The 11,807-nt window shown below is 56.8% G+C and carries 10 protein-coding genes; all 10 read left to right on the forward strand.

The genetic code is table 11. From position 1 onward, the window contains the following. Positions 1-12 precede the first annotated feature (12 nt). The 10 genes from H6935_02780 (at position 13) to H6935_02825 (ending at position 11,706) form a co-directional block, all read left to right on the forward strand. Positions 13-1,107, forward strand: a complete 1,095-nt coding sequence (locus H6935_02780) for an outer membrane beta-barrel protein (protein ID MCP5277267.1) — start codon at positions 13-15, stop codon at positions 1,105-1,107. A 65-nt stretch (positions 1,108-1,172) separates the two neighbouring features. Beyond that, on the forward strand, positions 1,173-2,507 hold the full coding sequence (locus H6935_02785) for an undecaprenyl-phosphate glucose phosphotransferase (GenBank protein ID MCP5277268.1): 1,335 nt from the start codon (positions 1,173-1,175) through the stop codon (positions 2,505-2,507). Positions 2,508-2,771: 264 nt separating this feature from the next. Next, positions 2,772-3,539: a polysaccharide export protein EpsE gene (gene epsE, locus H6935_02790; protein MCP5277269.1), complete on the forward strand. Its 768-nt coding sequence runs from the start codon at positions 2,772-2,774 to the stop codon at positions 3,537-3,539. A 16-nt stretch (positions 3,540-3,555) separates the two neighbouring features. Beyond that, positions 3,556-4,929, forward strand: a complete 1,374-nt coding sequence (gene epsF / locus H6935_02795) for a chain length determinant protein EpsF (GenBank protein ID MCP5277270.1) — start codon at positions 3,556-3,558, stop codon at positions 4,927-4,929. Positions 4,930-5,058: 129 nt separating this feature from the next. Further along, positions 5,059-5,937 carry a chain length determinant protein tyrosine kinase EpsG gene (epsG, locus tag H6935_02800; GenBank protein MCP5277271.1) on the forward strand — a complete coding sequence of 293 codons (879 nt, stop codon included), beginning with the start codon at positions 5,059-5,061 and terminating at the stop codon, positions 5,935-5,937. Positions 5,938-6,044: 107 nt separating this feature from the next. Beyond that, positions 6,045-6,908: an exosortase B gene (gene xrtB / locus H6935_02805; protein ID MCP5277272.1), complete on the forward strand. Its 864-nt coding sequence runs from the start codon at positions 6,045-6,047 to the stop codon at positions 6,906-6,908. A gap of 23 nt (positions 6,909-6,931) precedes the next feature. Next, positions 6,932-7,606, forward strand: a complete 675-nt coding sequence (gene epsI / locus H6935_02810; protein ID MCP5277273.1) for an EpsI family protein — start codon at positions 6,932-6,934, stop codon at positions 7,604-7,606. Then, positions 7,587-8,921 carry an oligosaccharide flippase family protein gene (locus H6935_02815; GenBank protein ID MCP5277274.1) on the forward strand — a complete coding sequence of 445 codons (1,335 nt, stop codon included), beginning with the start codon at positions 7,587-7,589 and terminating at the stop codon, positions 8,919-8,921. The genes epsI and H6935_02815 overlap by 20 nt, the downstream gene beginning before the upstream one ends. A gap of 117 nt (positions 8,922-9,038) precedes the next feature. Beyond that, positions 9,039-10,520, forward strand: a complete 1,482-nt coding sequence (locus H6935_02820; protein MCP5277275.1) for an O-antigen ligase family protein — start codon at positions 9,039-9,041, stop codon at positions 10,518-10,520. Between the two features lies 1 nt (position 10,521). Beyond that, positions 10,522-11,706 (forward strand): polysaccharide pyruvyl transferase family protein, encoded by a 1,185-nt coding sequence (locus tag H6935_02825; protein ID MCP5277276.1) that lies wholly within the window; start codon positions 10,522-10,524, stop codon positions 11,704-11,706. Positions 11,707-11,807: the final 101 nt, after the last annotated feature.

Consider the following 11,807-nt stretch of genomic DNA (forward strand, 5'->3'; position numbering starts at 1 on the left):
GCTCCGCATGGAATGGCTGGAGAAGGTGACACCTTCCGCCCAGTATTGCTATACAACTACGCACGAGACGACAATCTTTTTCGCCTGGCGGACAGCACCCTCCCCTTTGCCCAAGGACGCGGCGACAGCTACCAGACCATGGGCGCCGGGTTCGACCTGGACTGGAAGCAAGGCCGACAGCAGGTTTTGGTCAGCGCCCTGGCCAGCCAGACCCAATTCAATAAATACACGCAGTTGGACTACGACGGCGAAGACGCCACCGCGGAATGGAAATGGCAACTGGGCAACCGGCTGCGGGGTGCCCTTGGAACGGACTACAGCGTCTACCAGGGCACCTATCTGGACGTCACCGGCCTGGTGGGTAACGTTCGCACCCAGCGCAAGCATTACGCCACCGGCACCTGGTGGTTCCACAGCAACTGGGACGCCGAAGTGCGTTACAACCGTTTCTCCATGAACTACAGCGACCCGGCCCAGATCGGCAGCAACTACGAATACGACGACATCGCCCTGGGTCTCTTCTACCGGGGCGGGCAAATGGAACGCCTGGGCGTGGAATTCAGCACCCAGGACGGCCGCTACCCGGACCGCACCGCGCCCCTCGCCACACGCTTTGACCGGGAATCGATCTACCTGGTGGCCAACTGGCTGCCCACCGGCAAAACCCGCCTGAAGTCCCGCATCGGCCACATCAGCCGCAAGGACAACGCCGCGGCCCAACGCGACTATTCAGGCCTGAACGCCCGCGTAGACGTCGACTGGACGCTGGGTGGAAAGTCCCTGGCCAACCTGGCCGCCTACCGCACCCAGGAAAACTCCGAACTTGCTGGCGCCGATTCCGTCACGACGACCGGGCTGAAGGGCAACCTGCTGTGGCAGCCCCTGGCCAAGGTCATCCTGAATGCCAACCTCACCCTTGAACAAAACCGCTACAACGGCACGGTGCTTGATGAAGACATCAATACCGCCGGCGTGTCCGCCACCTATCAACCCTGGCCGGGGGCGGACATCACCCTAAGCCTGACCAAGCAGCAACGCAGATCAAACATAACAACCAGGGAATTCGATGCCACCGTGCTCGGCTTGAGCGCACAGGTGAAATTTTGACATTGGTGCGTTTTTGAATACCCATGTACTCCGAGAATCCCACCCTGGCGCTGATGCGCCGCTTGATGAATCCCATCCTTGTGGTGCTGGTCCTGCTGGCCAGCCTGGCTTATCACGACGAGCCCATGGACGGCTACTACCTGGTACTGGCCGTCATCGCCTTCTTCCTTGCCTCCTACCTGTTTGACGACCTCTCCATCAGTCAGCCCTCCGGAGGCCCATTGTGGCGGGGCTTTGCCGGCGTGCTCCTGGCCTGGGGCCTAACCGTGGGAAGTGTGGTCCTGCTGGGCAACCTTTCCCGCTTGCAGCATCACTACTACATGCCAGTCATGGAAACCTGGTTCTTCGCCAGCCCCGTGGCGCTCTTCATCGCCCATGTCGCGTTGCGAGCCCACGTGCGCAAGTTGCACAGTTCCGGCGCAGTGCGTCGAGCCATCATCGTGGGTGGAAACCCGGTGGGTGAGCGCTTGGCCCAAAGATTGAGCGACAACGAAGACCTGCTCACCGAATTCGTCGGTTACTTCGATGACCGCCGACCGGACCGACTTGACCCGCCCTGCCACGCCCGGTATCTGGGCCATACCCGTGACCTGATGGACTACGTGGTGAATAACAACGTGGAGGTGGTCTACATCGCCCTGCCCATCAGCCAGAAGGACCGCATCTCAAACCTCCTGAACCTGCTCAAGGACACCACCGCCTCCGTCTACCTGGTGCCGGACATCTTCACTTTCGACCTGATCCAGGCCCGCATCGACCGGGTGGGCAGCGTGCCCATCATCGCCATCCTGGAAACCCCCTTCACCAGTCTCAACGCCTTCAAGAAGCATATTGAGGACATCGTAGTCTCCCTGGTCATCCTCACCCTGATCTCGCCCCTCATGCTGCTGATCGCCCTGGGGGTCAAGCTTAGTTCCAGTGGCCCGATCATCTTCAAGCAGCGTCGCTACGGCCTGAACGGAGAGGAAATCCTGGTCTACAAGTTTCGCTCCATGCGAGTTTGCGAAGACGGCGACCAGATCCGCCAGGCTACCCAGGAGGACGACCGCATCACCCCCCTGGGCCGCTTCCTGCGCAAGACTTCCATGGACGAACTGCCCCAGTTCATCAACGTGCTGCAAGGACGCATGAGCATCGTGGGGCCCCGCCCCCACGCCGTGGCCCACAATGAGCTCTACCGCAAGCAGATCTCAGGATACATGCTGCGCCACAAGGTCAAACCCGGCATTACCGGCTGGGCTCAGGTCAATGGCTACCGGGGAGAAACCGATACCGTGGAGAAAATGGCCAGCCGCGTCCAGTACGACCTGGACTACCTGCGCAACTGGTCTCTCAGCCTGGACCTCATCATCATATTCCGGACCGTCTGGCTCGTCTTCAAGGACGCCAAGGCCTACTGACCATGACCCGCACCATGACCTGCACCATGACCTGCACCCTATCCAACCCACCCAAACGCACGTCAAGCCGGGTTCCCCCTCGCGCAGCAATGACAGCGTTTGCTGCCTGGTCCGCCGTCCCCGCGCAGCGGGGGACCCAGGGTTACCCCCCCACAGGCACATCGCTTGCTTTCATTTCTGTAACCTAGCCACCTTAACCTCTGCGGAAACCAAAACCCACCCATGAAAACCATGTCGCCATACACACGCTTCTTTCTGCTCCTGATGACCGTGCTGGGCCTGTTTGCCGCCGGCGCCGTCCATGCCGCCAACGACTACGCCCTGGCCACCGGCGACCTGGTGCGGGTCACCGTCTATGATCAGCCCGACCTCACCACCGAAACCAGGGTCAACGAAAGCGGCGCCATCCTCTTTCCCCTGGTGGGCAGCATGAACGTGAAGGGACTCACCGCCACCGAAGCCTCTTCCCGCATCTCCCAAGCCTTGCAGGAAGGCGGCTTCGTCAAGAACGCCCAGGTCAACCTGGTGGTGCTGGACTTCAAGGGCCAGGAAGTCTCCGTCCTGGGCCAGGTCAACCGCCCGGGCAAGTTCCCCCTGCAAAAGGCCAGCCGCATCACCGACGTGATGGCCATGGCCGGTGGCAGCAATGCCGCCGCCGCCGATACGCTGGTCCTCATCAGTTCCGTGGATGGCAAGACCACCCGTCGGGAGATCGATCTGCTGGCGCTGTTCGGCAACGGCGGTGATGCCATGAATGCGGAGATTGGCAACAACGACATCCTGTACGTGCCCCGTCAGCCCCTCTTCTACATTTACGGCGAGGTGCAACGGCCTGGCGCCTTCCGCCTGGAGCAGAACATGACCGTGGTGCAGGCACTTTCCGTGGGCGGCGGCCTGACACCCCGGGGCACCCAGAAAGGCATGCAGATCCTGCGCCGGAGCGAAAACGGCAGCCTGCAGACCCTGGATGCCAGGCTGGCCGACCAACTCAAGCCGGACGACGTGATCCACGTCAAGGAAAGCCTGTTCTGACCCGGAGCGAAACACCATGAACTTCACCCAATTCCTGCTCATCCTGCGTGCCCGCTGGCTGGTGGCTACCCTGGCCCTGGCCGTCACGGTGGCCACCACCCTGGTGGTCAGTCTCATTCTGCCCAAGAACTACACCGCCACCGTCTCCCTGGTGGTGGACTCAAAATCCAAGGACCCCGTCACCGGCATGATGCTGCCCAGCCAGCTTCTGCCCGGTTACCTGGCTACCCAGGTGGACATCATCCAGAGCCAGAACGTGGCCCTGCGGGTGGTGGATGGACTCAAGCTCACGACCTTTCCGGCCGTGCAGCAGGATTTCCAGGCCAGCACAGATGGCCAGGGCGATATCCGCCAGTGGATGGCCGAACTGCTGCTGAAGAAGCTGGAAGTCACTCCCAGCCGGGAATCCAGCGTCATCCAGGTCAGCTTTTCCGGCTCCGACCCCCGCTTCGCCGCCGCCATCGCCAACGCCTTCGCCCAGGCCTACGTGCAAGCCAACCTGGACCTGCGCGTGGAACCCGCCAAGCAGGTCAACGCCTGGTACGAAGGCCAGCTCAAGCAACTGCGCGAGTACCTGGAAAAAGCCCAGACCGCCCTTACCGACTACCAGCGCGATAAAGGCCTGGTGGTGGGTGACGAACGCAGCATCGATGTTGAAACCGCCCGCCTGGCCGAGCTTTCAAGCCAGCTGGTGGCCGCCCAGGCCCAAACCTACGACAGCACCTCCCGCCAGGTACAAAGCGGTAACGCCCTGGCCGAAGTGGAACAAAACCCCCTGGTGCAAGGGCTGAAGCGGGATCTGTCCGTGGCGGAAGCCAACCTGTCCCAGATGGCCGAAAAGATGGGCAAGAACCATCCCCAGTACCAGGCCGCCCAGGCCCAGGTAACCGTCATTCGGGAAAAGCTCAACAGCGAGATCAAGCTGGCCACCCGCTCCGTGGGCACCACCGCCAGGGTCGCGCAAAGCCGGGAAGGCGAAATACGAGGTGCCCTGGCCGCCCAGAAATCCAAGGTCATGGCCCTGAAAAGGCAGCGGGATGAAGCCTCCGTGCTGATCCGCGAAGTGGCCAACGCCCAGGCCCTTTACGACGCCGCCATGCAACGGGCCGGCCAGAGCCGTATGGAATCGCTGGCCAACCAGACCGACATCGCCGTGCTCAATCCAGCCGTGGCGCCCCTGGAAGCCTCAAGCCCCAAGGTGCTGCTGAACACCATCCTGGCCGTATTCCTGGGCGCCCTGCTGGGCGTGGGCCTGGCCTTCCTTATGGAAATGATCGACCGGCGGGTGCGCTCCGCGGAAGACCTGGCCACCGGCCTGGACATTCCCGTTCTGGGCGAGTTGAGCTGGAAACCCCGGGGCCGTCGCATGTTTGCCCGCGCCACCGCCTGAGGTTCCTCCAGTGACTTATGCCCGTCGTTCCCGCGCAGGCGGGAGCCCAGCCCAAAACCGGTTCTGGATGCCCGCCTGCGCGGGCATGACGCTGACGCTCCACACCCACCCCAGGCCCGCCATCCACACATGGAGCCCCCAACAATGAACACACTTCAATCATTTTCCCAAATCGCCCCCCGGGCCGAACTCACCCTGGGCCGCATCCTCCTGGAGCAGGGCAAGCTCAACGCCCAGGATGCCGAACGGGTGCTGCGCCTGCAAAAAGAAAAGAACCTGCGTTTCGGCGAAGCCGCCGTGCAACTGGGCCTAGTGACCGATGCCGACATGCGCCAGGCCCTGGCCCAGCAATTCGACTACCCCTATCTGGCCCCCGGCAGCGGTGACCTGAGCCCCGAACTGGTGGCCGCCTACGAACCCTTCAGTCCCCAGGTGGAAGCCCTGCGGGCCCTCCGGGGCCAGCTCATGCTGCGCTGGTTCAGCCACAACAAAGCCCTGGCCATAACCAGCGCCGCCGCCACCGACGGCGCCAGCCGCCTCACCGCCAACCTGGCCGTGGTCTTTTCCCAACTGGGCGAACGCACCCTGCTCATTGACGCCAACCTGCGTACCCCCCAGGTCAGCCCCCTGTTCAAGCTGGCAAACCGGATGGGCCTGTCTGACCTGCTGGCTGACCGGACAGACGTTTCTGCCATCACCCGCATTCCCGCCTTCGTGGACCTGTCAGTACTCCCCGCCGGCACCGAGGCCCCCAACCCCGCCGAACTCCTCGCCCGTGAAAAGATGCAAGACCTGCTGCTGGTGCTGGCCGGGGAGTACGACGTCATCCTCATCGACACCCCCCCCGCCACCGAAGCCGCCGACTTCCAGGCCGTGGCCGCCCGCACCCGGGGCGCCCTGCTGGTCACCCGCAAGCACAAGACACGCCTGAACGACGCCGCCGGCATCAAGGCCATGATCACCGCCGCCGGTGCAGAAACCGTGGGCGCGGTGCTGAACGAGGTGTAAGGCATGGCCAGGGCACTGCATAGATTGTTTCCCTTCATTCCAGCGCAAGCGGGAATCCAGTCCGCCACGCCCTGGCCCGGTAAATAGCACCCGCCCTAGACCCCACCGTGCAGACCCTCAACCGACTCCCCCCTTCCTGGCCCATCTTCCTGGGGCTTGCGGCGCTGTACGTGCCCACCGTCTGGGACCTCTTCCATGGAGTGTGGGCTACGGACGAGCAATTTCATGGCCCCATCATCCTCTCGGTCACCCTCTACCTGTTCTGGACCCTCAAGGAAACCCTCAGGGACGCCCCCGTCAAGCCCCTGCCACTCATCGGCTGGCCCCTGCTTGTCATCGGCCTGCTGAGCTACGTCCTGGGCCGATCCCAAAGCGTCATCCTGCTGGAACTGGGTTCCGTGGTCATGATCCTGCCCGCCCTAATCCTGATCTGGCGCGGCAGCACCGCCCTCAAGGCCTGCTGGTTCCCCATCTTCTTCATGGCCTTCATGGTGCCCCTGCCGGGTCCAGTCGTGGACGCCCTCACCCTGCCCATGAAGACCTTCGTTTCCTGGGCCACGGAACACATCCTGTTCGCCCTGGGCTACCCCATCTCCCGCAGCGGCGTCACCCTGCAATTGGGCCAATACATGCTCCTGGTGGCCGATGCCTGTGCCGGCCTGCATACCCTGTTCTCGCTGGAAGCCCTGGGCCTGCTCTACCTGCACCTCACCAAGCATGAAAGCTGGGTGCGCAATGTCAGCCTGGCCATCCTCATCATTCCCATTTCCCTGACCGCCAACACCATCAGGGTGCTCAGCCTTTCCCTCATCACCTACTATTTCGGCGACGAAGCTGGCCAGGGTTTCCTGCACGGCTTTGCCGGCATGGTGCTCTTCATCAGCGCCCTGCTCCTCATCATGGCGATGGATTCACTGATCCAGTGGTTCATCAACCGGGGCAAGAAACATCCCGCCCCGGCCAGCGCATAAGTCCAGCCCCAAGAGTCCGGATCATGAAACCAACTGCCCTGATACTCCTGGCCCTGATGGTGGCTTCCAGCGTATTTGCCGTCGCCATCAAGCCCACCACCAAACTGGCCGACTTGGAACGCCGGGAAAAACTGGCCACCCTCATACCCATGAATTTTGGAGACTGGCGGGGTCAAGATACTGATGGCGTTGTGGTGGCAGACCCACAAATGCTGCGCAACCTGCAAACCATCTACACCGAAACCCTCAGCCGCACTTATGTAGATTCGAAGGGCCGCCGGATTATGCTTTCCATTGCCTACGGCGACGACCAGCGGGACGGCATGGACGTGCATTACCCGGAAGTCTGCTACCCCGCCCAGGGGTTCCAGCAAAAAGCGGCAAGTGAGGCGAAGATCGCCACCCCCCACGGCACCATAAACGTCAAACGCCTGGTCATGACCACAGGCCCACGCAACGAACCCATTACCTACTGGACCATGGTGGGCGCCTACCAAACGAGTAAGGGGCTCCAAAAGAAAGTCAACGAAATGCGCTACAGCTTCAAAGGGCTGATACCCGACGGCATGCTGGTGCGCATGTCCAGTATCAGTTATGACACCGAGCAAACATATCGTGACCATGAAGCCTTCATACAGGACTTGATCAGAGCGCTGACCCCGCAGGGCAGATTACGGCTTGCTGGTTTTGCCGGGTAAATTCAGTGCACAGATACACAATTATAAATTCATGAAATCTCCGGCCGGGCTCAAGAAAAACCTCGCGTTTATGGGGTTTTCCACCGTGCTCCGTCTTGGTACGGGTATATTAACATTCGCGATTCTTGCCAGGCTGCTCGGGCCGGAATCATTCGGTGTTCTGATGCTGTGGCTCTCGGTCTCGGCGTTGCTTTCAATAATTACCAACTATGGGCTGACGCCATACGTCCTACGGGAAATCGGGGCCAACCCGGCTTCGGCAGAAGCCATCATCAATGAAGGACTCACCGGAAAACTGTTTCTCTCGGCACTTGTTTTTGCTTGTGCCATCGTCGCAGCCTGGGGCTTTGAGTTCGAGCTCAAACAAGTATTTCTTTGCTTGCTGGTCGCTTCGGTTGCTGACACCTTTTCCGAATTTTTGAACGCTGGGTTTCGCGCTCGAGACCGCTTCGATGCTGAAACACGAATTGCTACGGCCACATCTTTTTCGCATGCCGTAATAGTGACCGGTGTTGTCTTTGTCCAACCAACGGTAGAAGCCGCCGCGTTAGCGTATGCCGCTTCTCGGCTGGTAGTTCTTGCCATTACCGTGCCTGCTGTTGCACGGTATTTTGCTGCTCCTCGGCTGGCGGATATTGGGGTGTCTATTACACGCCTGCGCAAGTCGATAAATTACGCAATCGACTTTGGTTTCCAAAGCTTGTTCGGGCAGATAGATAGCGTAGTTCTCAATTACTTCATTGGCCCGGTTGCTGTTGGCTTGCACCAAGCGGGTATGAGGGTGTTTCAAGGTGGGGCTACGGCAGTGCAGGTGCTTGCGAATGTTTTTTTGCCGCGTGCAGCTGCAAAAGAAAAAAGTGCTACAGCATTTGGTGAGGAGAGCATGAGAATTCAAATGGCCTTTCTTGCATTCGGTGCAGCCTTTGGTATCGCGCTAGGCATATTTTCTGGCCCCATTGTTCAAATTCTTTTTGGTCCGGCTTACGGTGATTTGGTCGAACTATTACCTCTCTTCGGTCTACTCTTTTTTGTTCGGTTTGCGGCTGCAGCGTGGGGTGTCGTTCTAACGGCAGGAGGGGAGCAACGATATCGAACATTCGCCACGATCGCTCACTGGATATTGATTGGAGGTATTGCTTCAATTCTGGTACCCGGCATGGGAATAGCAGGATGGCTGATCGCAGTGATCATCGGTAACGGATTGCTTGGGTTTCTTTATGCTTTGCGTGGCGCAAGACGTGTCAACTCGCCTTGGAAGGTTGTGGCGATGACAGTGGTGGCCGGTATCGCATTTATGCCAATTTTACATAACTGATTATTGGTTTCGTTGTAAGTTGATAAAATTGAGAACCATTGCCAATGGCAATGCAAATGCCATGGTGAATATCGTGAAGTATCATTAATTTAGGTTTTTTTAACAAACCATGCACCGATGATCAAATCAACAAACCAAATCCCATTGATCTTATTGTTTATGATAGCAGCACCACTTGTTGGTCTTGCAGTGGCATTGTTGCCTTTAACTATCTCAATGGTTTTTTCAATGCTATTGCTGCTCCCTATCGGCGGAGCAGTGTTGTTGGCGTTGCCATCGGTAAAGTCGGTACCTTATAGGTATTTCATAGGCACTCTTGGTCTTTGCCTATTTCTCTATTTCGCCTGGCCAAAAAACGTATTCATTCCAATTGAAGCATTACCAGTAAAGCACCCTCAAAAGATTCTGTATATAATTTTCTTGGTTTTGTGGTTTGCTTTTTTGGTTAAGAGTGGCGAAATGCGTCGGCAGTTCTATGTTTCATTTGTAAACAATAGAACCATAGTTTGGTTATGGGTGAGTTTGGTTTTATGGCGATTTGTTACGGTCTTTACCTCTGAAGAGCCGCTTTTTTCCTTTTTCCGGTTTACTGATGATTTTCTCACCTACTACATCTTGTTGCCGGTTGTTATGTCGATGGTGCGATGTGGTGAAGATGTACGCACGATTATGAATTGGCTGCTTGCCGCGCTTGTTGTAACCAGCTTGTATGCCGTACCAGAGGTCATGTTCAAACGAAATCTTTTTGAAAGCATTAGTACTTTGGATATAGTTGACCCAGTTCAGGCCAGTTTGGTAACTGCGGCAAAATTTCGTGGTGGCATTTATCGATCGCAATCAGCGTTTGATCACCCACTCACCTTCTCGGAATTTATCGTAACAATTTTGCCATGGGCTATTGCCAGTTTTTTGGTGTTACGCAAGAAACGCTGGTTTATTGCAATGATTATTGCCTTGGCTGGTGGAGCTCTTGTTTTTACCAACTCTCGTTCGTCACTGGCTGCTTCAATGATTGTTTTGGCACTCTTGTTGTTTATTGCTGTTTTGCGTAATGCAAAAAGTGGCGGGCGGAATCCTTGGCCAATGATTGGTGCAATATTTTTATTTCCGTTGGCGATTTTTACGGCAGTGTTATTTTCCGGGCCTATGCAGGAAATTTTAAAAGGCCGCACGAATGTTGAATATGGTAGTTCTTTAGCGCGAATTCAAATGCTTGATCAAGGCCTTCCTTTGGTTGCAAAAGAACCCCTTCTTGGGTATGGGCCCGGCCTTGGCGCCCGCACTTTAGGATTCGCCAATACATATGACATTATCACGCTTGATAATTATTATTTGGCGGCGGCACTTGAGTCGGGTGTCCCCTATTTGATAATATTAATTTCCCTAGCACTTGCCGCATTTATCAAGAGTCTTCGCTTGATTGGCGATCAAGATCCAAAGCGTGCATGGCTCTATGCCAGTATTGGTACGGGTTTGGTTGCTTTCTGGTCAGTCAAAGCCGTTCTCGGTACACCGCATAATTTCCCATTATTTTACTTGTTCGTTGGTTTGGCTTGTGCGGCCAGCTTGCCCTCAAATACAAGTCAACCATTTAAATAAGATGAATTATAAAACTTTAGTGTTAGGTGTCGCATGGCAAACCATTGCTTCCGATAACCTGGGTGTGCGTGCTTTGGCTGAATCCAATATGGCTATCGCCAAGCGTGCAGCCGAACGTGCGAATATGCATGTTCGTTTCGTTGAATTCTGCCCAAATAATGGAAGAATTCCTGCCGACCAGGGAGGGTATGAACTTACTTTTGCCGACCCACTGTCGATAAAACGTATGCTATTGGGTAAGTCTAAGTATTTTCAGTTTCTACGAACATGTGATGTGGTGCTTGATATTGGGGAAGGAGACAGCTTCTCGGATATTTATGGTGAAAAACGCTTTTTCTTTTTATCGTTCACGAAGTTGTTGGCGCTCGTCGCAAATCGAAAACTTGTACTTTGTCCACAGACGATTGGGCCATTTGAACGCCGTTGGTGCCGCACTGTCGCCGCTTGGTTGATGCGACGAGCGACCCGAATCTTCACACGGGATGGCCTTTCGCAGTCCTATTTGGTTGCAAACGGCTTGACGTTCAATGCTGAGCAAGTGACGGACGTGGCTTTTAGGTTGCCATTTCAAAGGCTGGTATTGACACCCTCCCCCAAGATACGGGTGGGCGTGAATGTTTCTGGCCTGCTCTATAACGGGGGCTATACCCGGAACAATCAGTTCGGACTGAAACTGGAATACAAGAAATTCATTGAGACTCTGGTTGAGCGCCTCGCCGCCAGGGAAGATTGCGAGGTTCATCTGGTTGCCCATGTGCAATCAGAAAGCATGCCTGTAGAGGATGACTATGCCGTTTTACTCAAGCTCCAAGCGCGTTTCCCTCGGGTAATTGTTGCACCGCTCTTCAGTTCGGCGAGTGCTGCCAAAAGCTATATCGCGGCCATGGATTTTTTTACAGGTGCGCGTATGCATGCCTGCATTGCGGCATTTTCTGCCGGAGTGCCGGTGGTACCCCAGGCCTACAGCCGTAAATTCAATGGCTTGTTCAACTCACTGGGTTACATGCATATCGCCGATCTCAAGGCGGAAGACGCTGAACAGGCTTGGTTGAAAATCTTGCATGGCCTGGATAATCGGCAGTTGCTTCGCGACGAAGTGGCCCAGGGAAATGCGTTGGCGCAAGAAAAACTTCAGCGTTACGAAGATTTTTTGGCTGGTTTGTTCAAGGGCAACCATGCTCATTAGTATCGATAAGGTTGTCAGTACAGGTCTTTGCATGGGCTGCGGCGCTTGTGCGGCAAACGGTGCCATTGGCAAGGTTCACATGCAGTTGGGTGCGGATGGTT

The organism is Thiobacillus sp. (assembly GCA_024235835.1).
Lineage (GTDB): Bacteria > Pseudomonadota > Gammaproteobacteria > Burkholderiales > Thiobacillaceae > PFJX01.